The 21,492-nt window shown below is 40.9% G+C and carries 17 protein-coding genes and 1 tRNA gene; 14 read left to right on the forward strand and 4 right to left on the reverse strand.

Features of this window, described 5'->3' with window-relative positions:
- Positions 1-26 precede the first annotated feature (26 nt).
- The 8 genes from YC6258_RS14480 (at position 27) to YC6258_RS14520 (ending at position 10,376) form a co-directional block, all read left to right on the forward strand.
- Positions 27-365 (forward strand): MarR family EPS-associated transcriptional regulator, encoded by a 339-nt coding sequence (locus YC6258_RS14480; RefSeq protein WP_044617613.1) that lies wholly within the window; start codon positions 27-29, stop codon positions 363-365.
- Entirely contained in the window at positions 362-1,363 is a 1,002-nt protein-coding gene (locus YC6258_RS14485; RefSeq protein ID WP_044617614.1) for an NAD-dependent epimerase, read from the forward strand. The genes YC6258_RS14480 and YC6258_RS14485 overlap by 4 nt, the downstream gene beginning before the upstream one ends.
- Before the next feature lie 9 nt (positions 1,364-1,372).
- Positions 1,373-2,701 (forward strand): UDP-glucose dehydrogenase family protein, encoded by a 1,329-nt coding sequence (locus YC6258_RS14490; RefSeq protein ID WP_044617615.1) that lies wholly within the window; start codon positions 1,373-1,375, stop codon positions 2,699-2,701.
- Between the two features lie 9 nt (positions 2,702-2,710).
- Positions 2,711-4,093, forward strand: coding sequence for an undecaprenyl-phosphate glucose phosphotransferase (locus tag YC6258_RS14495; RefSeq protein WP_044617616.1), 1,383 nt, complete (start codon positions 2,711-2,713; stop codon positions 4,091-4,093).
- 58 nt (positions 4,094-4,151) lie between these two features.
- Positions 4,152-5,267 carry a glycosyltransferase family 4 protein gene (locus tag YC6258_RS14500; RefSeq protein WP_044617617.1) on the forward strand — a complete coding sequence of 372 codons (1,116 nt, stop codon included), beginning with the start codon at positions 4,152-4,154 and terminating at the stop codon, positions 5,265-5,267.
- Entirely contained in the window at positions 5,254-6,495 is a 1,242-nt protein-coding gene (locus YC6258_RS14505; RefSeq protein WP_144407652.1) for an O-antigen ligase family protein, read from the forward strand. Before YC6258_RS14500 ends, YC6258_RS14505 begins: the two co-directional genes overlap by 14 nt.
- Positions 6,496-7,726: 1,231 nt before the next feature.
- The gene (locus YC6258_RS14510; protein WP_044620056.1) at positions 7,727-8,860 is read left to right on the forward strand and encodes a glycosyltransferase family 4 protein; all 1,134 of its coding nucleotides are present in this window, start codon (positions 7,727-7,729) and stop codon (positions 8,858-8,860) included.
- 424 nt (positions 8,861-9,284) lie between these two features.
- Complete coding sequence (locus tag YC6258_RS14520; protein ID WP_044617620.1) at positions 9,285-10,376, forward strand: glycosyltransferase; 1,092 nt, start codon at positions 9,285-9,287, stop codon at positions 10,374-10,376.
- A gap of 422 nt (positions 10,377-10,798) precedes the next feature.
- Here YC6258_RS14520 and YC6258_RS14525 read toward each other — a convergent pair whose 3' ends face one another.
- Both YC6258_RS14525 and YC6258_RS14530 read right to left on the reverse strand, forming a co-directional pair.
- Positions 10,799-12,118 carry an O-antigen ligase family protein gene (locus YC6258_RS14525; RefSeq protein WP_082070731.1) on the reverse strand — a complete coding sequence of 440 codons (1,320 nt, stop codon included), beginning with the start codon at positions 12,116-12,118 and terminating at the stop codon, positions 10,799-10,801.
- A 217-nt stretch (positions 12,119-12,335) separates the two neighbouring features.
- Positions 12,336-13,187, reverse strand: a complete 852-nt coding sequence (locus YC6258_RS14530; protein ID WP_044617622.1) for a glycosyltransferase — start codon at positions 13,185-13,187, stop codon at positions 12,336-12,338.
- 316 nt (positions 13,188-13,503) lie between these two features.
- Between YC6258_RS14530 and YC6258_RS14535 the strand changes: the two genes are divergently transcribed.
- From YC6258_RS14535 to YC6258_RS14550, 4 genes are all read left to right on the forward strand, one after another.
- Entirely contained in the window at positions 13,504-14,691 is a 1,188-nt protein-coding gene (locus YC6258_RS14535) for an amino acid aminotransferase (RefSeq protein ID WP_044617623.1), read from the forward strand.
- 227 nt (positions 14,692-14,918) lie between these two features.
- On the forward strand, positions 14,919-16,961 hold the full coding sequence (gene uvrB / locus YC6258_RS14540) for an excinuclease ABC subunit UvrB (protein WP_044617624.1): 2,043 nt from the start codon (positions 14,919-14,921) through the stop codon (positions 16,959-16,961).
- A 73-nt stretch (positions 16,962-17,034) separates the two neighbouring features.
- Positions 17,035-18,435 carry a mannose-1-phosphate guanylyltransferase/mannose-6-phosphate isomerase gene (locus tag YC6258_RS14545; protein ID WP_044617625.1) on the forward strand — a complete coding sequence of 467 codons (1,401 nt, stop codon included), beginning with the start codon at positions 17,035-17,037 and terminating at the stop codon, positions 18,433-18,435.
- 135 nt (positions 18,436-18,570) lie between these two features.
- Positions 18,571-18,647, forward strand: a tRNA-Val gene (locus tag YC6258_RS14550).
- 39 nt (positions 18,648-18,686) lie between these two features.
- Here YC6258_RS14550 and YC6258_RS14555 read toward each other — a convergent pair.
- Positions 18,687-19,211 carry a hypothetical protein gene (locus YC6258_RS14555; RefSeq protein WP_044617626.1) on the reverse strand — a complete coding sequence of 175 codons (525 nt, stop codon included), beginning with the start codon at positions 19,209-19,211 and terminating at the stop codon, positions 18,687-18,689.
- Positions 19,212-19,252: 41 nt separating this feature from the next.
- On the opposite strand from YC6258_RS14555, the gene YC6258_RS14560 reads away from it, so the two are divergent.
- Positions 19,253-19,603, forward strand: coding sequence for a DUF2288 domain-containing protein (locus tag YC6258_RS14560; protein WP_245626937.1), 351 nt, complete (start codon positions 19,253-19,255; stop codon positions 19,601-19,603).
- 179 nt (positions 19,604-19,782) lie between these two features.
- On the opposite strand, the gene YC6258_RS14565 is transcribed toward YC6258_RS14560, so the two are convergent.
- A complete protein-coding gene (locus YC6258_RS14565; protein ID WP_044617627.1) occupies positions 19,783-20,334 on the reverse strand; it encodes a YqgE/AlgH family protein in 552 nt (183 codons plus the stop codon).
- 365 nt (positions 20,335-20,699) lie between these two features.
- Here YC6258_RS14565 and YC6258_RS14570 point away from each other — a divergent pair, with 365 nt between their 5' ends.
- A complete protein-coding gene (locus YC6258_RS14570) occupies positions 20,700-21,452 on the forward strand; it encodes an S-methyl-5'-thioinosine phosphorylase (protein ID WP_044620058.1) in 753 nt (250 codons plus the stop codon).
- The last annotated feature ends 40 nt before the right edge of the window (positions 21,453-21,492 follow it).

The raw sequence follows: 21,492 nt of genomic DNA on the forward strand, positions 1-21,492 counted from the left end.
ACAGTAATTGACAGACACTGTAAACCATGCCCAGCGATGAACTCAGCCATCAGATTTTAACCCTCCTTTCCGATCACCCTCATACCAGCCAAAGGCAATTGGCTCGGGAGTTGGGTATCAGTCTGGGTAAAGTAAACTATTGTTTGAATGCGCTAATCGAGAAAGGAATATTAAAAGTTAATAATTTTAAAAACAGCAAGAATAAAGCTGCTTACGTTTATGTATTAACTCCACAGGGTATCGAAGAGAAAGCCAAGGTAACAGCTCGTTTCCTGAAACGAAAGATTGAGGAATTTGATGCCTTGCAGGCAGAAATTAAAGAATTGAAAAAACAAATAGAATCAGGCCAGGAGAGTCGATTGTGAAATATCTCTTGACCGGCACAGCCGGTTTTATCGGATCAGAGGTTTGCCGGGCTTTGTTGCAACAAGGAAAGGAGGTTGTCGGTATCGACAACCTTAATGATTACTATGATGTCCAGTTGAAGGAAAGCCGGCTGGCCAGATTACATGAGTTTCCTAATTTTATTTTTAGAAAGGTATCTGTTGAGAACCGCGAAGCCATCACAGCACTCAGTTCCGAATATCGGTTCGAGCTGATTATACATCTGGCTGCCCAAGCAGGAGTGCGGTATTCAATTGAAAACCCAGAAGCTTATATTGATTCGAATCTAGTGGGCTTTGGGAATATTCTTGAGCTTGCCCGAAAGCAGTCAGTCAGGCATCTGGTGTATGCGTCATCGAGTTCTGTATATGGTGAAAATGGTAAACAACCCTTCTCAGAACAGGACAGCGTTGATCACCCGGTGTCTCTTTATGCTGCAACCAAGAAAGCGAACGAGGTAATGGCTCATTCATATAGTCATTTATATGGTATTCCAACAACAGGTTTGCGATTTTTTACTGTTTATGGCCCCTGGGGGCGACCGGATATGGCCCCGTTTTTGTTTACCGATGCAATATTGAATAATCGCCCTATCAATGTGTTTAATCAGGGGAATATGGCAAGAGATTTTACCTATATAGATGACGTGGTTGATGGGGTTCTGAAAGCGCTTACCGCCGTTCCTGTAAAACGCCATGGCGTGATGGGTAGCTCTGTCAATGACACTAGCGCATGTTTTCAGGTTTTAAATGTGGGTAATTCAAGACCAGTCAGGTTAATGGACTTTATCAGAGCAATAGAGCGCTTCTCCGGCAATACGGCGACGATGAATTTTATGGATATGCAGAAAGGGGATGTTCCGTCTACTTATGCCGATATATCCCGTCTATCTACATTAACCGGCTATTCACCACAAACTTCTATTGAGGACGGTGTTCAGAAAACTGTCTCCTGGTATAGAGAATATTACAGACTATAAGGAATAGTTATGAAAGTTACAGTGTTTGGAATTGGGTATGTTGGGTTGGTACAGGGAGCGATATTGGCCGAAGTCGGTCATGATGTTTGTTGTGTTGATGTCGATTCAGCGAAAATCGAAAAACTCAAAAATGGTGTGATTCCAATCTACGAACCTGGGTTGGAGACTCTTGTTAAAGAAAATTTTGACTCAGGGAGACTGCATTTCACTACCAGCGCAGAAGAAGGTGTTGGCCATGGTGAAATTCAGTTTATTGCTGTGGGTACGCCTCCTGATGAAGATGGATCAGCCGATCTGAAATATGTCTTGGCTGTTGCGGAAACCATTGCTACGCATATGAATACATATAAGGTTGTAGTCGACAAATCGACTGTACCTGTCGGAACTGCAGACAAGGTAAGCCAGAAAATTGCTCAGGTTCTCAAAGAGCGCAATGTGGCTTTTCCATTTGATGTTATCTCGAATCCAGAGTTTCTAAAAGAAGGTTCCGCGGTTAACGACTGCATGCGCCCAGATCGGATCATTATTGGAACCGACTCTGATCGCGCTGAAGAAGCAATGAGGGAATTGTATGCTCCATTCAACCGAAATCATGAAAAAATGATTGTTATGGACGTTCGCAGTGCCGAGTTGACCAAATATGCGGCAAATTGCATGTTGGCAACCAAAATCAGCTTTATGAACGAGATGGCAAACCTGGCTGAAAAGCTTGGGGCAGACATAGAGCATGTCCGTCAGGGAATTGGTTCGGACCCGAGAATTGGTTATCACTTTATCTATCCCGGTATTGGTTATGGAGGCTCCTGTTTTCCAAAAGATGTACAAGCGCTGATCAGGACTGCCGACAGTATTAAATTTGATGCGACCGTATTAAAAGCGGTGGAAGCCCGGAATTATGCACAAAAAAATGTTTTGTTCGAAAAGGTACAAAAATATTTTGGTGATAATTTAAAGGGTAAAGTATTTGCTGTTTGGGGGCTGTCCTTCAAACCAAATACTGATGATATGCGTGAGGCTCCAAGTCGGGTTCTTATGGAATCATTGTGGGATGCGGGAGCAAGTGTTCAGGCATATGACCCCGAAGCCATGGAAGAAACCCAGAGAATTTATGGTTCAAGAGAAAGTCTGAATTTGGTTGGTACCAAAGAAGCTGCACTCCGTAATGCAGATGCTTTGTTAATTTTAACTGAGTGGCAGGCTTTCAAAGCTCCAGATTTTGAGTTCATCAAGTCACAGCTTAAGAGTCCGGTAATATTTGATGGCAGGAATCTTTATGAGCCGCATCGGATGAAATCCAAAGGTTTCACATATGTATCCATCGGGCGTGCGGGCTCTTAAGGTACGATTTTGAGAAAGTCATATATTAAGGAAAATTCATCAGTTTTGTCTGTTCTGATGAGAATTTTCGATGCAATTATCGTAGTGACGATGGCCCGGTTTGCGTATTCATTGTGGCTTGGGACATGGATTGTACCCAAGCATTATGAGTTAGGTTACACCGTTTCAGTGTTTGCCACCGTATTGGTTTTTAATCACTTTAGGCTTTATAGGGTCTGGCGAGGGGGCTCAAAGTCTGAAGAAATCAAAAACGTCTTTTATGCGTTAGCTTCTACTTTTGTTATTCTGGCTATAGCATCGGCAATGACTAAAACCACTGATAGTTACTCTAGAGGTTGGTTCCTTATATGGTGGGGGCTGAGCTTTGTAGTAATCGGTGGCTATCGATTTGTCGTTCGTCTGATACTGAATGTTTTGAGGAAGAAAGGATATAACCAGCGTTCTATAGTCATCATTGGTAGTGGTGCTATTGTTGAACGGTTGGTCGCTACCGTAGAAGAGAATCGATGGATAGGGCTTCAATTAAAAGGTGTGTTAGGAGATGATCTGGGGCACCTTGGTAAAACACAAGTGCTTGGCGGATATGAAGATGTAGTGACTTATCTCGAAACGAATACCGTTGATCAGGTCTGGGTAGCTATACCGTTAAATCAGATGGACAAAATAAAAGATGTTTTAGCTGACCTGTCTCTGTTCTCTACAACGATCAAATATGTTCCGGATGTGTTTGATTTCAATTTGCTCAACCATTCGGTGGGCTCTATAGCGAATATACCAGTAATCAACCTAACGGATTCGCCTAACGAAGGTATAAATGCTTTCATAAAGAGATGCGAAGACATCATTTTGTCATCTATTATTTTATTTCTTGTCAGCCCGTTAATGCTTGGGTTGGCTCTAGGGGTGAAGCTCACTTCCAAAGGACCAGTATTTTACAGGCAAGAACGGATTGGGTGGAATGGTGCAAAGTTTAATATGTTCAAGTTTAGATCAATGCCTGTCGATGTAGAACAAAACGGAGTCAAATGGGGGAGTGCCAATGAAAAAACTAAAACCAAGTTTGGCGCTTTTATTCGAAAAACAAGCCTTGATGAATTGCCGCAATTTTTAAATGTTTTAAAAGGTGATATGTCTATAGTAGGGCCGCGTCCTGAAAGAACGGTTTTTGTTGATCAGTTTAAAAAAGAAATTCCAAGATATATGCAGAAACATGTTATGAAGGCAGGTATTACAGGATGGGCTCAGGTTAACGGTTGGCGTGGGGACACGAATTTACATAAACGAATAGAGTGTGACCTATTTTATATTGAAAATTGGTCTATTTGGTTTGATCTGAAAATTATAGTGCTAACGGTATTGGCAGGTTTCTTTAATTTAAATTTTAAGAGATAAGTTGTTTGGTTGGTGATTGAGCACTATTGTTTTTTGCAATTTACGATAAAGGTCAGTAATGAAAGTTTTATATGTTGATTCGTGTCCGGATGTCGCTGGTGGGCAACGTAGTTTAATTGCTCTTCTTAGTCGGTTTGATAACTCAATTGACTATGTATTACTCATAAGTCGATTCAATAAAGTTTTTAGAAATGAATTGGTAGCTAATGGAGTTGATTTTCAGAGAGTTAAGATAGTTCCTTTTCCGTTTTTAAAAAATGGTTTGATCAATGGGCTTGTTTTAATATTCTCAATATTATATTGGTCGTATGTGTCCAAAAGCAAAATAGTACATTGTAATACGTTTTTTGATGGTTTGTTTGGTGGTTTCTCTGCGAGGCTTTTTGGAAAAAAAGTTATCTTTAGAGCTCGTTGTGGTATTGAAATGTCCAATCATGGTTTTTTAGATAAGTTCATATATTTTTTTTCAAATAAAGTGTTGGCTAACTCTTTTTATGTAATGCAAACATTTCAGCGGATAGATAGTGGCTTAAAAAAAGTTGAGGTTGTTTATAATCCTTTGGATTTGAAATTCCAGAGAACCGTTGTTGCGTTTAAAAACCCTAGTCCTTTTCTAATAGGAGTTGTCGGCACTATTACAGAGGTTAAAAATCAGCTTGAACTATTAAAGGCGGTGAAAATACTTTCTGACCGTAAAGTTGATTTGACCGTGAAGTTTATAGGGGCTCCTAGGAGTTCGGCGGGCGACATAAGCTATTTAAACCTATTAAAAGATTACATACTTACAAATGATCTATCTCGGAGGGTTGTATTTACAGGTTTTGTTTCAGATGTGAGAAGTGAAATGAAAGATTTAGGTGCAGTGTGTGTACCTTCGGATCGTGAACCATTAGGGAGAACTATTTTTGAGAGTCAATTGTATGGACTTCCTGTCATATGTTCCGACTCTGGTGGAAATTGTGAGTTAGTAAAGCACGGGGAAACAGGGTATGTTTATAAGCTTGGCGATATAACTGATTTAGCCGATAAGATATTAGAGTGTATGGAAGCGGGCGACAGAAATTTCGAGATTATCCAGGCATCCAAAGATCAGCTGGCGAATACTTTTTCTCCACAACAGACGATAGAGAAAGAGCTTGCAATCTACAGTAAGATTGTCAGTGGCGAGTATTGATATGTATGGCTGTTATAAGGCAAAAAATGCTTTGTATCTTTTTTGTTTATTGATATTGTGTGTGGTGTTTTTCCCCAGAGTTATCGTTTCTGAGTTGCCTTATTCTGTCTCAGGTTTGGATTTTTCTATTCCCTTGATTGTTGCGTCGTTAATTTTTTTTGGACGAGCAAAATTATTATTTTCGGCACTTCGTTTTATTGAGTTTAAAATATACGCATTTATTGTTGTGTTGATGTTGTTTTTTCCATTTTTATCTTTCTTGTTCAGCGACAGTGAACCTGCTTTCGTAAGATCTCTGCTTCAGGGGATTAGGCATCTATCATCAATATTTATCATTGCTTTTTTGATTTTTTTCTATGTTTATGTTCTAAATAATAATCTTGAGAAATTCATTCGAATTATATTCTATTTTTATGTATACGGGTCTTTATTTTATTTAATAGTATCATTAAATACGATTCCTGCGTTGTCCCCCAGTAGCGACTTGGACGGTACAACATTTTCAAGTATTGGAATGGATTTAAGGTTTGCTGGTTTTTCAGGTAGTCCTACTCCCTTTGCTGTTATATGTTTTCTATATGTATGGTTTATATGGAGTTGCGAGTACATACAAAAGAGCTTTTTATTTAGAGGAGTAGCTACTATTGCAATGGTTTTTCTTATTCTGCTCTCTCTTTCTAAATCAGCAATAGTCTTAACCATATTTATGTTGTTCTTAATGTTGTTGATTTCGTCTTATAGAAGGAATCGGGGAAAATTCTGGTTTCGGGCGCCTATTTATTTCTGTGTGTTTTTTTCTTGTATGGTTTTTATGTTTATAGTATTTAAGGAACAATTTCTCGATTTATACGATCGGGCTATTATTAGCTTCTATGGCAGGTTGGATATCTATGATCGAGTTATTGAGCAGCGATTGTTAGCTGAAGACTTTATGATGATTATTGGTTCGGGTTGGAAATCATATGCAGTTGGAGCTCATAATGAAGTCTTGGAAATATTGATCGGCTTTGGCTTATTTGCAGGGCTGGTAATCATATTGCTGTTATATGTAGTTTTACCAAGTGTTTTTCTTATTTATGTGAGAAACATAAATGCACTGATTCCAATATTTTTCATATTTGTATCATCTCTGTTTCAGGAAATATTTCTTGACCCTGTGGTTATGATTTTCTTTGTTACTTTTTTAATAATTTATAGAATGAATATTTCTAATATCAGTTGTGCTTGAACAACTCCTGTTATTTAAACATTTATCCGAGCAGCTATCTGATCAGAGGGGCAGTTTTTTTGGTGCTAAAGGAATAAAGGTGGGTTTCCTGAGAATATTTTGGTTGGTTTTGTAGTGTTAGATGGAGTATTAGAGTAAGTCGATGACGTTGAGATACGGACCAAAATGAAGATTTTAAGTATATTTTGCTTCATCCTGGAACATTCAATATTGTATCTCAAGTTGAGAGACTGGGGTTTCAATTTCTTTATTTTTCTTTGATAGCTCGGTATTGGTCCTTGCATTATAAAAAAACACTCAGTTTATAAAAACTACTATAGCTGTTTTTTCACTGTCTATTGCATGTAGTTATATCTACAATTTTACGTTGGGAGTGGTTTTATCGATTGTTTTGTCTGGGGTTAGCAATTTTAGGTTAATTGAAGCTCTTTCTCAGATGTATCTTTCTAAGGGAAAATCGATAGTATATTCGCCGTTATTATTGTTATATTTTTCTGTAATCTTCGTAGTCGTTTGTTATCTGTATTTTTTGCGAGCGCATTATGATTACGGAATTAAAGTGATAGAGTCGATAAATAATATGAAAGGAATTTTATATTTTTGCTCTGGCTATTACAGGTAAAACTATATATACAGATAAGGTGATTTTAAGCTGGATGGAAAGTCTGTAGAGTGTTGCAATATATAATCTGGCTTATAGGTTATGTAATTTGGTTTTTGTTCCAATTGCCTCGATCCTAACAATATCAGCGTCTAGTATATATAAAAGTGCTGAATCCCGAAGGTCTTTAACTAAAAAATTTTTCAAAGTTGCGATGGTTGGAGCTGAGCTTTCTCTGTTGTTATCTGCAGTCATGTTACTGTTGTTTCCTTATATTATGCTTTTATTTGGAGAAGAATATTATGATAGTGTTGAGAAGATATTGTCGTATATGCTTATTACACCATTTTTGATGTCCATACATTATGTGCTGGCCTCATTAGGGTTTTAAAAGACTCGAGCTATTGTGTCTCTTATCGTTGCAGGAGGTAATATATTTCTGAGTTTAGTATTGATTTTTATCTTGGGTGCTGCAGGCGCAATAGTATCAATCATGTTGGCAGAATTTATAGTGTTGTGCTTTTATTCTATTTTGCTTTATAAGTATCTAAATAAAATCACTTTATTTGCCTACTTCGGTGGATTCATAGAATATACTCTTATGACTGTTACATGCTGGGTAAGTCGAAAATGAAGAAAATTCTTGTGGCCACGAACGAGTTCTTTCCGTTTAAAGGCGGTATTGGTCGTTATAGTGAAGAAATCGTTGTTCAAGCTAAGGAAAGGTATGATGTAACAGTTTTGTGTCCAGATTATGGAGGGAAGGTATATGGTTGCCCATATGAAGAAGATATTAGGTTGATAACTTTTCCGGGGGGGCAATTTTCTCTTCGGCAAGCCCCTTGTTTATTAAAAACGATATTGTCGATAGATTTTTCATTTTATGATTATGTTCTTGTCGCTGATTGGCCGATTTGGTTGTTGATTTGTTTAGTTAATCAATATGTTCCTTTAAAGAAGAAAATTAGCTTTTCTTTAATGCTTCATGGCAGTGAAATTCTGAACTTAAAATATGGTAAGACATCATTGGTTAGAAAAATTACTAATCCCTTCAAGGATGTTCAGCATATATTTGTCAACAGTGAATATACTAAATCGATATTATTAAAATATTTTGGCGATAAGTTGTCATGTGATGTGCATGTTACATATCTTGCCGCCAAAAACCAGCGCTTAAATACAATAAAAGAGATACCGGAGAAAAAACATGGAAGCTTTATTTTATTAACAGTAGGGCGCTTGGATTCTCGAAAAGGGCACGAAACCGTCATCGATTCAATTGCACGGTTATCTGCTGAGCGAGGAAAAATTTTATATCGAATTATTGGAAATGGTTCCGATGATTATAGACAGTATTTATTAGAGAAGGCTAAAAGGCTGGATGTTAATATTGAAATATTAAGTGATCTGAGTGATAGTGATGTCGAGTTGGAATATCTAAAGGCTAACATTTTTATTTTAGCAGCAAGACCCGAACCTTTGAAGGTGGAGGGGTTTGGAATTGTTTTTTTAGAGGCTGCAGCATTTGGGCTTCCTTCTATTTCTACTAAGGTAGGAGCAATACCTGAAGTCGTGACTGATCACGTAACTGGTTTGTTGTGTGAGCATGATATAAATGATATTTCAAAAGCGATTAAAACCGTTTTTCATAATAGGAATCTTATCAAAAAATTCTCAGAAAACTGTTTGTTGCGTTTTGACTTTTTTTCTTGGCGTAAGACGGCTAGCCAGACATTTAGAGTCATGAGCCAGGAAGCTAATTAAGTCGTTGAGTTGTGTTTGAGGGGTATTTAACCCGAATATTTCACCAGGCCTCAAATTTTAAACACCTCACCGGTACTAAGAGTGTTATCCAGGGAGCAGGTTTTGAACTGAGGTGGTCTAATAGATCTTACCAGAGCAGTTAAGGATGATGTCGAAGATGCCAAGAATTGGTACAAAAATGACTCATTCGAGAATGCTCTCAGTTAAACTTTGGGGGTTCAACGGTAAGGGAGCAGTGGCCTCAGGGGAGCATTTAACGGATCTTTTGTATCGGCCAAAAAGGGGTGGCGAAACTAAAGTAAGAAGAATCGAGATTGTCGCATATGGAAAAAAAACTGGAAAAATGTTTAGAGTTTGTCCAAGTAGTAACATTACGGACACGTTCAAGGTATTTATTAGATAGGTTATATCTGGAGATTTTTGAGTGAAAGTAGCTATCGTTCATTATTGGTGGCTTAGCAACAGGGGAGGAGAGGCGGTTTGCTCTGCTTTAGTTGAGATGTTTCCTGAGGCGGATTTATTTCTTCATGTGTGTCAAGAGGACTTGGTTCGCCAAACTTTGACTCCAAAGTTCAGCGGTCAAATAAAAACAACGCTTATATCTAAGCTGCCGGGCGCTGCTAAGTTTTATCAGAAATATTTGCCTATTATGCCATTTGCATTAGAGCAAATCGATTTAACAGCTTATGATTTGATTATCAGTAGTGAATCAGGCCCAGCCAAAGGGGTTTTGACTCGTCCTGATAGCATGCATATTTGTTACTGTCATTCTCCAATGCGTTATATTTGGGATATGTATCATTCATATGTATCTTCAATGGTAGGATTTACCCGATTATTTTTTCAGTTATTTGCTCATAAGATGCGTATATGGGATCGGTTATCCGCAGATCGTGTTGATTATTTTATTGCAAACTCTAACTTTGTAGCTTCTCGAATAAAAAAATATTATCGTCGTGAGTCAGAAGTTATTTATCCTCCAGTAGATATTGGCAAGTTTGATCATACTAGACCTCGGGAGAACTTCTATCTCTACCTTGGGCAGCTTGTTGGGTATAAAAGGGCTGATCTTGCAGTGGATGCGTTTAATGAGCTTGGGTTACCGCTGATTGTTGTGGGAGAGGGGGAATTATACTCTGGGTTAAAAAAAAGAGCTGGTGACAATATTCAGTTAATGGGACGGCAACCTTTTGACGTTATAAAAGATTTATTGGAACGTTGCCGTGCACTGGTTTTTCCTGGCGTTGAAGATTTTGGGATTGTTCCGGTTGAAGCCATGGCTGCCGGAGCTCCTGTGATTGCTTATGCAAAAGGCGGAGGGCTTGAGACAGTTGTGCATGGCGTAACAGGTATACATTTTTATGAGCAGTCTACTGTCGCCTTAATCTCTGCAGTTCAGCAGCTGGAGTCTGGGGAGTTTATGTTCTCCTCTCCTGAAATCAGTATTCATGCTGAGAAATATAGTAAAGATGTATTTGTAAAAAGTTTTTTGTCCTTTGTTGATAATTGTAAGTGAGCCTCGAGTATAGGATCAAAGTTGGGTAACCGTTCATTCCATTCCAAGACGGCATCCTCCGCTGTTTACCTGTAGCGTCACGCAAATATCCCGATAATCCTCAACCATGTCCATCGACCGTTGCCAACCTCTCCACAAACTGATCATATTTTGGGGGGTTGTGCGCCGAAGGCGAATCATGTGAATTTGCAGGCCGTCTTTACGCGCTTATCGAACATGACGACGAAGGATGATATGGAAGCGCTGTTACCTTGGAATTTGATGCAGCACTAGAGTCGGGTTGGTTTGACGCTTACTGTAGACATAAGAGAAGCCTCACAGTAACGAATGAAATGCGAGGCATAGGTTATCGGGGGTAAACAGCGGCAGGAAGCCGTCTTGGAATGAGCGCTTACCCTTCAATATACGGATACAGCCAAGTGCTATGGGATCGCGTCGCTGGTCGATTTGTTTTGCGAAATCGTCAAATAAAAACAATATGGAAGGGCAAGTATTATAGATATTGTATATACTCCATTCCACATTAATAAATAGGACTCAAAAATATTGATTGTTGCTGTAAAAGAAAGTAAACAGAGTGTACTTACCCATACAGTTGTTGTGCTAATTATTTGTTTCGCTAGCCAAGCATATGAGAAAACTAAAAATATTAGTCCAATAAATCCATAGGCAATTATTATTTCCAAATAACTATTGTGTAAGTGGCCATAGTGCTTCTTGGCCCATTCAGTCGCTTTTTCTGACTGAGTTATAATGTCTTTTCGCGCCCAGAGGCCCCATCCAATTAGCGGTCTTTTCTTAATCCATTCAGAGGCATCTATCCAAGTGTTTATTCTAGTGCCAACGCTTGTATAGCTAATTTTTTCTTCTTTTCTCAATATTATTTCGCTAAGCTGTGAATACCCTTTCATTATTCTTTCTTTAACTAGATTTGAAGACAATAATAATGGAGTTGAAGTCACAATAACAACTATGAAGGTTAATAAGGCTTTCTTATAAGACGTACTTTTGTTTGTATATAATTTTAGTATCCAGAACACAGTAAGTGCTACTATGGTGCCAAGCCATACGCCTCTTGATTGTGTAATGATTACCCCTAATAGACTCAGGAGTATACAGGCAGTCCAGAAAGATAAAAGTGCTATACTTTTGGCAGAATAAATTCTACTCAAGAAACACACAAATGCTAAAAATGAATACCCAAAATACGCTGCTTCGTGTTGGTGGTTTCGGAGGCCAAACTGTGGCACGCCACCAGTACTTAAAATATACATTGCGTCGGGTAGTGCAGGGTTGGTGATAATAGCAATTAGAAGACCTAAAAAAAAGATAGCAACCAATATTAGCCAATTATCTAGTTTTCCGCCTAGCCACCATGCAACTGGGACAAACATAAAAAGTTTAACCAATTTATCTAAGTCCATATATTTGACTGCTGTAATTGGGTCCCTTATGTAATTTATGCCGAAAAAAACTATGGGCATTATTATTGAGATGGCTATTAGCAAAAAAGTCATGCCGGGTTTAATGTGTTTTCTCTGTTGATATATTGCAATTAAAAATGCTATCACCATAACTGATTCAGGGAAGCGATTTACAGATATTGGTGTGAATAGCTTTATAAATATCGAAATTAAAGTTGAGATAATCCCTATGGCTGTTAAATAGGTTCCTCCTCGGTGATATTCGGAAGGAAAGTATTTATCAATGGTATTCTGTAGTTTGCTTTGAAGATTGGTCATTTTGTTTGGTTAACTACTATCGATGGTAAATATTTAGTGGAATGCGCTAAACTCAACTATTTGACTTAAGCATATAGTTCTAGGTAACCGTCATTCTACTGCATTGCGTGATGATCTAGGTCGGTGCTCGATAAGATCTTTGCCCTGTGTTTCAGTTTAAACTGGTTTTGTTTCTGTATGCGTGTGCTTGTGCTTGGAAAGCTATACCATGCCTCCTCTAAAGTGCAATTTGGTTCGAATTAGCCAGCTGTGAAGGGGTGATATCATAAAAAGCACAAATTTTTAACCATTGTTCCAGGTTTCCATCCTGTCCAACATTGTGTTTCTGTAACGAGTCTTTTTGGGATCTTACAATAACAAGTGGTTTTGGTGGAGGGTTGGTACATCTTCTATATGTGACTCCATTTCTGATGCTCATCGCCTTAAACCAAAGATCATCCGCCCTGGGGGCAACTTGTTCATATATCTGTTGGTTCAGTATTTCATCATCAAATATGTTGGCTGGATATAATACACCTCCAAAACCAATGGCCATGGTTTGAGGGCTGGAGAGTCCTGGTTTTTGCCAGGGCCAGTCTTTATATGGAGTCCATCGGCCATTCTTGTCCCAGCTTATTTCACGGGCCTCATGGGCAATAATGTCGCAGGGATAGTCTAGGTGGTCTTGCCATAATCTATGAAGCCAGGTCTCAGGGTACATTTGGTCGTCATCACATGTGACAATGATTTTGTCTGGGTATATTCGAAGACTCTCAACAAGTTTTCTATGAGCACAGTTTTGGTCGGAGAAGCGAATTTCAAATCGACTCCCAATCAGTCGATTAAGATTATTGGGGATTTTTACTTTAAGTCGATCATTGAGCCATAAGACTATTTTTTCCGGTTGTAATGTTTGGGCGAGTAAGCTCCGTATCGTAAGGTGAACAATATTAAGTCTGGATTCAATTGATGTCAGGCTAACAATACAGCTGGCAGCAGTGTTTTCAGTCACCAGATGAAATTTTTTGGGGGACAGTAATTTAAGTTGGAGTGCTCTCAATAAAGAAGGAGGTATTTCTTTGGGTTTCATCAGTATGCTAGGTCATAAACATTTGAGCGTGGAAGGATCCCGATTTGTGGCATAAAGATCAATAGAAGCATGCGTCGTTGGTTGGTAATTTGTACTTATACTGCCAAATATTAATCTGACAGGTCGTTGCTCTGTAATTCTCCGAGCATTCTAAACCGGCTGTTATAAAATGATGGTCTTATTGATAACCCATGGTTATCGATATCAAAAAAACCATAATAATTGGTGCATTTCTTGTAGTTTTTTTTATAATCCTAATGTTCGCTTGCATTCATTATGCTGACATTCACACTTTGAACTCAAAAAGGCAAAAATCATGTTTGAATCGATTTCATTGGCACCGGCTGATCCTATTCTTGGTCTTACTGATGCATTCAAGAGCGACTCCCGGGAGAAGAAGGTTAACCTTGGAGTTGGTGTATTTAAAGATGAAGAAGGTAATACGCCTATTTTGAATTCGGTGAAAGAGGCAGAAAAATTGATGCTGGAGACTGAGAAAACCAAAGGTTATCTCAGTATTTCTGGTATTGAAGAATATGGTCGGCATGTACAACAGTTGCTGTTTGGGGATTCTGATATTGTGTCTTCTGGACGTGCTGTTACTGCACAGGCTCCAGGCGGTACTGGTGCTTTGAGGGTTGGTGCCGATTTCCTGGTAAAGCAGGGGGGAGCCTGTAAGGTTTGGATCAGTAACCCGACCTGGGCGAATCATAATGCTATTTTTACGGCCGCTGGCTTTGAAGTTGCCCAGTATCGTTATTATAACAGTGAAACCCGGTCGCTGGATTTTGACGGTATGCTTGAAGATCTGCAGCAGGTAGCTGCGGGTGACGTTGTGTTGCTTCATGGTTGCTGTCATAACCCTACTGGGATTGATCCTTCGATAGAGCAGTGGCGCCAACTTGCCGGGGTTGCGGTGCAGAAAGGGTGGTTGCCATTCTTTGATTTTGCTTATCAGGGATTTGCCCGAGGTGTGGAAGAAGATGCTGGTGGGTTGAGAGCGTTTGCTGAGCAGGTCGATGAACTTGTTATCTCCAGTTCCTTTTCTAAAAACTTCGGTTTGTATAACGAGCGAGTAGGTGCGGTAACATTAGTTGCAAAAGAAGCGCAGGCGGCTACGAATGCCTTTTCGCAAATAAAAGTCATTATCCGGTCAAATTACTCAAATCCGCCGGCACATGGGGCCTTGGTGGTGACTACAGTGCTGAGTAACCCTGCGCTGAAGTCGCAATGGGTTGGAGAAGTTGCCATGATGCGTAACCGTATCAGAGAAATGCGAGAGCTTTTTGTGGCAAAGCTGTCTGAGAAAGGTGTTCAGCGGGATTTTAGTTTTATCAATCAGCAAAATGGCATGTTCTCGTTTTCGGGGCTTTCAAAAGAGCAGGTGGAATCGCTTAAAAAAGATTTTGGAATCTATATGGTTGGTTCTGGACGAATAAATGTTGCAGGTATGACTAAAAGTAACCTTGATTACTTGTGTGAGTCCATTGCTTCTGTACTGTAAATAAAAAAGGCGGTTAATAACCGCCTTTTTTATTCTGGTGAAGTCCCTCTTAAGGCTTATCCGTCGGTTTTATTTCGATAACCCTGAGGGGGCTTGTTCTTTTTGATGTGACTGATCAGGTTGATTTTTTGCTATTAGACCTGGATGTCCGATCAATCGTTATTTCATTGAGAGGGGTAAGCAAAAGCTGTATATTTATCCAAATTTTTGATCCATGGAGCAGCTTCATGTCAGAACGAAAGTTCGTCGTACATTCCAAGTATGAGCCGAGCGGAGACCAGCCCCAAGCCATCAGTCGGTTAGTCGCAGGCATAGAGTCCGGCCTTAAGGCTCAGACGTTGTTGGGAGTAACCGGATCTGGTAAGACATTTACCATGGCGAAAGTGGTTGAGGCTGTCCAGCGGCCGACAATTGTACTTGCCCACAATAAGACCTTAGCTGCTCAATTGTATGGTGAGTTCAAGGACTTCTTTCCCAGCAATGCAGTTGAGTATTTCGTATCTTATTATGATTACTATCAACCTGAAGCATATGTTCCTTCTTCTGATACCTTCATAGATAAAGACGCATCCATTAATGATCATATCGAACAGATGCGTTTATCGGCCACAAAAGCACTGCTGGACAGAGAAGATGTGCTGATAGTTGCGACAGTATCCGCCATTTATGGATTAGGGGATCCCGAGTCTTATTCCAAAATGCGGTTGCATGTTTCTCGAGGTGAGATTATTGACCAGCGAAATATACTCCGAGGACTTGCTGAGCTTCAATACAAACGAAATGACGCTGATTTTCAGCGGGGAACATATCGAGTTAAAGGGGATGTAATTGACATCTTTCCGGCTGAGTCTGAGTTTGAAGCCTTGAGAATTCAGTTGTTTGATGAAGAGGTTGAAGAGCTGTCGCTTTTCGATCCTTTGACTGGTCAGATTATCGCGAAAGTTCCTAGATATACTGTCTACCCAAAGACACTCTATGTAACTCCCCGTGATACGGTGCTTGGTGCCATAGATACCATAGAAGCGGAGTTGAAGGGGCGTCTGGAACAGTTGCGTAGTGGCAATAAATTGGTAGAGGCACAAAGGCTTGAGCAAAGAACCCGATATGATATTGAAATGCTCAGGGAGTTGGGTTATTGCCAGGGAATTGAAAACTACTCCAGGCATCTTACGGGAATGGCACCGGGCTTGCCACCGCCTACGCTTTATGACTACCTACCTGCAAATGCGCTTATGTTTATTGATGAGTCCCATGTGACTATTCCTCAAGTTGGTGGAATGTATAAAGGAGACCGCTCTCGAAAGGAAACCCTTGTGGAGTACGGTTTTCGGCTACCATCTGCACTCGATAACCGGCCTTTGAAGTTTGAAGAATGGGAAGCCCGTTCCCCTCAGGCTGTTTATGTATCCGCTACCCCGGGATCTTATGAGAAAGACCATGGTCAGGCGGTGGTGGAGCAAGTCGTTCGACCGACTGGATTGGTTGACCCGATTGTGGAAATCAGGCCGCAATCTACTCAGGTTGATGATTTGTTGCATGAGGCCCGGGATCGGGTTCAAAAAGGTGAGAGAGTGCTGGTGACCACTTTAACAAAAAGGATGGCAGAAGACCTGACTGATTATATGGCAGAAAACGGCATCAAAGTTCGTTATCTGCACTCCGATATAGATACCGTTGAGCGAGTTGAAATCATCCGAGATCTTCGATTGGGTGCATTTGATGTGTTGGTCGGCATTAATCTGTTGCGCGAAGGGCTGGATATTCCTGAGGTATCACTGGTTGCCATTCTGGATGCAGATAAAGAAGGTTTCTTGCGCTCCGATCGCAGTCTTATTCAGACTATTGGGCGGGCCGCACGTAATGAGCACGGACGGGCTATTTTGTACGCAGATAGAATAACTGATTCCATGAAACGTGCGCTTGATGAAACGGAGCGGAGAAGGGAGAAGCAGTTACAGCACAATATTTTGCATGGCATTACGCCGCGAGGTGTTAAGAAATCCGTGATAGATATTATGGAGGGAGCTGTTATCCCAGGTAAAGGCTCATCCAAGGGGCAGGCTGGTGGACGTAGTCGGTCTGATTTGAAGAAGGTTGCGGAGAGAGAAGCTCAGTATTTGGCCGAAGAAATTTTGTCAACAGAGGATATTGTTAAGCGCATCCGAGGTTTAGAGGATCAGATGCATCAGGCGGCTAAATCGTTGGAATTTGAGAAGGCTGCGGAATTGAGAGATGAAATGGTTCGGCTAAAAGGAAAATTAGTACAGTGAATGTAGTACACCTTTCTGTTGTATCTGTACAATGTTGCCAGTTTTGAAATTAACCACAGGAGTGAAAATACGGATGATATTACCTGTCATTATGGCTGGAGGTTCTGGTACCCGTCTTTGGCCGTTATCTCGGCAACTGTTCCCCAAGCAATTTAATAATCTTGCTGGTGAATATACGATGCTTCAGGAAACTGCAATGCGGTTATCCGGGTTGGATATTGAAAAACCGTTGACGATTTGTAATGAGGAACATCGTTTTATTGTTGCAGAGCAGTTAAGGGATATTGATCGTCTTGGTCAGATTATTTTGGAACCGGAAGGGCGAAATACGGCGCCGGCAATTGCATTGGCAGCTTTGGCGGCTGTTAGTCGCGATAAAGACTCTGTATTGCTGGTTCTTGCTGCTGATCATGTTATTAAAGATGTGCAGGCTTTCCATGGGGCTGTTAAAAGTGCAGCGGCGCTGGCGCTGGAAGGGGATCTGATTACGTTTGGGATTGTACCCACTGAAGCGCATACCGGTTACGGCTATATACGTCGTGGGCAGGCTAAGGCGGATGGCTTTAAAGTTGAACAGTTCGTTGAAAAACCAAATGTACAAACGGCCGAAGAGTATATTAAAAGTGGGGAGTATCTTTGGAATAGCGGTATGTTCATGTTTAAAGCCGAACAATATCTTGATGAGCTCAAAGCCCATCGCCCGGATATATTCCAGGCCTGTGCTGAAGCTGTTCAACATACTAGCGTAGATCTTGATTTTGTTCGGGTTGATGCTGATGCTTTTAGAAAATGCCCTGATGAGTCTGTTGATTATGCAGTGATGGAAAATACTGGCAGAGCCATGGTGATTCCGATGGATGCTGGCTGGAGTGATGTAGGCAGTTGGTCATCGTTGTGGGAAATCAATGAAAAAGACGACGCGGGTAATGTTTTTCATGGAGATGTAGTAAACTTGGATAGCCATAACTGTCTGGTTCAAGGTGAGGATAGGCTGGTTGCTACGCTCGGACTCGATGATATCGTTATTGTTGATACTAAAGATGCGCTCCTGGTCGCAGCAAAGAACCGTGTTCAGGAAGTGAAAGATGTAGTGGCCAAGATCAAAGCAGAGGGCCGTTCTCACTATCATTCTCATCGCGAAGTTTATCGTCCCTGGGGGAAATATGACTCCATCGATTCTGGTGCGCGTTATCAGGTTAAACGTATTACGGTAAAACCTGGCTGTAAACTAAGTGTACAAATGCATCATCATCGCGCTGAGCATTGGATTGTGGTCTCTGGTACTGCCAAAGTAACGAATGGTGATAAAACATTTTTGGTAACAGAAAACCAGTCAACTTATATCCCCGTTGGGGAAGTGCATGCGTTGGAAAATCCAGGCTCTATTCCTTTAGAGTTGATTGAGGTTCAGTCTGGATCATATTTGGGTGAAGATGATATTGTTCGATTTGAGGATCGTTACGGTCGAACCTGATTGAAACATTTTTAAACAGGCCCGCCAAGAGCGGGTCTATTTATATCTGTGGGCGTGTAAGTTTCTGAATTCAAAAGCTTTTTTAAGAAAAAGCTTGCATCCGGATAAAAAGTCATTATTATTCGTTCCCGCTGTAGGCTCATAGCTCAGTTGGTTAGAGCACCACCTTGACATGGTGGGGGTCGCTGGTTCGAGTCCAGTTGAGCCTACCAATATATCTACGTATTGGCTTCGCACAGCATCACATATATCTAGCTGAATATATTTCTCTTCTTTGTTCCCAGTTGGAATGCCATAGTCGTGGCCAATATTAACCAGCTTATTGTTTCGTACAGCATGGTTATGTAGGTACCGCTGGTTCGTAAATCATACCACACTGGTTGTATCATCATTTGCAAGATTGAAAATACCATACCTAATCCAAATACTACGGTGAACCGCTGTCCTCTGTGGAGGGTATGAATTTTTGCTGCTACGAGCAATAGACAGGTAAGTAGGCACAGAACCGAATAACCTGTGAAAACAATCATAAGTAGCTCGAGTTGATTTTTCAGGCCTGCCTGCTGATTCACGATCAGCAGTGCTTTCAATGTGTCATTTTCTAACCAGTAACGACCACTCTGATAGGGCTCTAGTATTGCCTGAAGGTCAGTGGATTCAATGATTGGGGGAATAAAATGTTCCGGGCTAAATGCCAGGTTCCAGAACAGAGCTGACCAGAGAACTAATAGAGTAGAGCTTGAAAATGTGGCGACAACAACCTGAGAGGTCTTCATATCAGCTACAACGTCTTGTGATTTGTAAATGAGTGACCATAATGCCGTTCGGTTTGCTATTTGAAAAGAGGGTGGTCAGATTGACAGAAAACGAACCAACTATGTATGACGTGGATGTTGATATGTTGAATAGGGAGGCTGCGAAGATTTTATGGCGAGAGCTGCAGGTGTTTTTCGCGTCTGGTAAAACAATCTACGTCAGTACGGACCTGGATTTGTTGGAAGTGGCTGTTGCTATAAAACGGGATGAAGCAGATAAAGTCCGTCACTGGCAGTCAGAGGGGATGGTTGGAGCAGTAACAGATGAACAGGCTCTAAAATGGTATCAAGCTAATAGCATAGTATGGTCCGTGGTTATAAAGCCATTCGTATTGGTCCAGGACAAAGCATGAGCATTAAAGAGTGGGCTGTTGTTCCGGAGTTGGGCCTTTGTTATTGAATGCCGAGCAGTTTTTATACCATTATCTTTGAATATAAAGACTGATTCTGACGACATTGCAAAATGTAATAAAACAGTTGGTGAGCTGTCATGGAGTAGCGTCTTGTAAAGCCGGTTTTAAGGTAAGGGGAGTTAAACCCTGCCGCCTGTGTTTGACATCATAGCTGGATCTATTCCAAGTTTCTTTAGTGCTTGATTGTACTTATTGTCGGTGGGAGTCATAAAAAGAATTTTTAGATCAGCCTCCACTGTCAGCCATCCATTTTCCTGTAATTCGCGCTCCAGTTGTCCCGGACCCCATCCGGCATAGCCCATGCACAGTAAAAATTGTTGATTATCAATATGCATGATCGTGTTGAGTGCATCAATGGATGTGGTGATGGCCACTTTGTTGGAGCCTGATATTTGACCATCATTTTCTTCAGTCTCGAATAAGACGAATCCTTGCTCCGTAGAAACAGGGCCACCATAAAGTACAGGGCGGTCTTGCCAATCTTCCGGGACAGAAATGTCCAGTTGTTCCACAACTTCTGAGATTTTGGTAGCAACCGGTTTGTTGATGATCAGTCCGAAGGCGCCATTGCTGTCGTGCTCCAGGATGTAGACAACGGAACGGGCGAAGTAGGGATCCTGCATATCTGGCATTGCCAAGAGGAAGTAGTGGCTTAGGTTGAGCTGTGTCATTGTGGTCCTCTAGCAGATTATTGAATTTCTACATTCGGTGCGAGTACTGCACTAAAAATTGTCTCAGAATGCTCATTTTGGATCTATAAACTGCGCTTTTTCGATAATTTTTGTCTTGCCTTTACTGCTTCATGAACAAAAATCAACAGCTTGCTAGAGCGCCTTGCTCAATATTTATTCTAGCTGTTTGTATCCCATAAATTCAAAGCTTGAGCACGTTAATGCTGCCTATCGGATGTAAAGATATTGAGCAGTCCAACGGTATGGGGGGCTATCTGCGTTGGAAAAGGTTTTATGGTTGCGACGATAGTGGGCCGAGAGTAACCTGCGAGGACTCAATGATAATGTCTCTTAAGGAGTGCAATATGCCAAAAACGCTAGCTATCATCGGTGGGTCTGGTTTGACCCAATTAGAGGAGCTGACAATTTCGAGTGCTCATGATATCCAGACACCTTATGGGCATCCTTCTGCTCCTGTATTAGAAGGTACATTTAAGAATCGCCGGGTGTTGTTTTTGGCCAGACATGGACATCCCCATAAGATACCTCCACACAAAGTCAATTACCGGGCGAATATGTGGGCGTTGCAGAATCTTTATGCAACTGATGTTATTGCTGTCAATGCTGTCGGGGGAATTACGAAAGAAATGGCTACCCGGCAATTGGTTGTGCCTGACCAGATTATCGACTATACGGCTGACCGTGCTCATACATTCTTCGATGGAGATAATGGGGGTGTGACTCACGTCGATTTTTCTTTTCCATATTCTGAAAGCCTGAGGGGGCTGCTAATTCAGAGTGGTGAAGAGAAAGGATTGGGCATTGTTGGGCATGGAGTATACGGTTGTACTCAGGGGCCCCGGCTGGAAACAGCGGCAGAGATAGTGCGAATGGAAAAAGATGGTTGCGATATTGTAGGGATGACTGGTATGCCAGAGGCAATTTTGGCTCGGGAATTAAAGCTAAATTATGCCTGTTTATCTCTAGTGGTTAATCCGGCTGCAGGAAAAAGCCAATCCGTTATTACCATCAAGCAGATTGAAGAGGCACTAGAGCAGGGGATGAATGATGCTATTTCGCTGTTAAGTCAGTTTGTTGGTAGCTTTTACGCCGCTTGAGGTGAGTTGAGGCAGAGTGTTTGGCTCTGCCTCGAAAGAA

Source organism: Gynuella sunshinyii YC6258 (assembly GCF_000940805.1).
Classification (GTDB): domain Bacteria; phylum Pseudomonadota; class Gammaproteobacteria; order Pseudomonadales; family Natronospirillaceae; genus Gynuella; species Gynuella sunshinyii.

Coding starts and splice junctions, on each gene's coding strand:
- YC6258_RS14570 (WP_044620058.1), top strand. CDS start 20,700: ATGCCAAAAACGCTAGCTATCATCGGTGGGTCTGGTTTGACCCAATTA.
- YC6258_RS14560 (WP_245626937.1), top strand. CDS start 19,253: ATGCCGTTCGGTTTGCTATTTGAAAAGAGGGTGGTCAGATTGACAGAA.
- YC6258_RS14480 (WP_044617613.1), top strand. CDS start 27: ATGCCCAGCGATGAACTCAGCCATCAGATTTTAACCCTCCTTTCCGAT.
- YC6258_RS14510 (WP_044620056.1), top strand. CDS start 7,727: ATGAAGAAAATTCTTGTGGCCACGAACGAGTTCTTTCCGTTTAAAGGC.
- YC6258_RS14530 (WP_044617622.1), bottom strand. CDS start 13,187: ATGAAACCCAAAGAAATACCTCCTTCTTTATTGAGAGCACTCCAACTT.
- YC6258_RS14525 (WP_082070731.1), bottom strand. CDS start 12,118: ATGACCAATCTTCAAAGCAAACTACAGAATACCATTGATAAATACTTT.
- YC6258_RS14490 (WP_044617615.1), top strand. CDS start 1,373: ATGAAAGTTACAGTGTTTGGAATTGGGTATGTTGGGTTGGTACAGGGA.
- YC6258_RS14545 (WP_044617625.1), top strand. CDS start 17,035: ATGATATTACCTGTCATTATGGCTGGAGGTTCTGGTACCCGTCTTTGG.
- YC6258_RS14500 (WP_044617617.1), top strand. CDS start 4,152: ATGAAAGTTTTATATGTTGATTCGTGTCCGGATGTCGCTGGTGGGCAA.
- YC6258_RS14555 (WP_044617626.1), bottom strand. CDS start 19,211: ATGAAGACCTCTCAGGTTGTTGTCGCCACATTTTCAAGCTCTACTCTA.
- YC6258_RS14565 (WP_044617627.1), bottom strand. CDS start 20,334: ATGACACAGCTCAACCTAAGCCACTACTTCCTCTTGGCAATGCCAGAT.
- YC6258_RS14535 (WP_044617623.1), top strand. CDS start 13,504: ATGTTTGAATCGATTTCATTGGCACCGGCTGATCCTATTCTTGGTCTT.
- uvrB (WP_044617624.1), top strand. CDS start 14,919: ATGTCAGAACGAAAGTTCGTCGTACATTCCAAGTATGAGCCGAGCGGA.